This is a genomic window from Deinococcus alpinitundrae, assembly GCF_009982895.1.
Classification (GTDB): Bacteria; Deinococcota; Deinococci; order Deinococcales; family Deinococcaceae; genus Deinococcus; species Deinococcus alpinitundrae.
In genome coordinates this window covers 1-337 of sequence record NZ_WXZL01000157.1, presented here as the reverse complement: position 1 = coordinate 337, position 337 = coordinate 1, and the positions used below count along the sequence as shown (strand labels likewise).

Here is a 337-nt window from a genome sequence, read left to right as displayed (position 1 = left end):
GGGTATCCCTCCAAACGTTCATTACGTCGCATGACAGACGAATATGGAAAGTCTCATATGGTTATTGATGAAACCCTACGTGGCAGAATGGAAACGAAACACATCTCTAAGATTTTATCGTTCGAAATTAAATAGTCCCATTTTTTCGTGGAAGCGTGTCGAATCGTATCCACGCTTCCCGATTTGGGAGGTTTGTTATTCCATCAAAGCATATTGTGTGTTCAGTAGGTTTTGATAGGCTAACAAGCCAAACGTTCTTTGACAACCAAATAAAGGCAATCGAATACGTTTCGGTAAGAAAAGAGCTGATGAACTAACACGCCATGACCTACAAAAT

1 protein-coding gene is annotated in these 337 nt (G+C 40.4%); it reads left to right on the top strand.

Features of this window, described 5'->3' with window-relative positions; all coding sequences use genetic code 11:
- Positions 1 to 135: helix-turn-helix domain-containing protein (locus GUI70_RS25465; protein ID WP_161884541.1), on the top strand; the 135-nt coding region annotated here is incomplete at its 5' end.
- Positions 136 to 337: the final 202 nt, after the last annotated feature.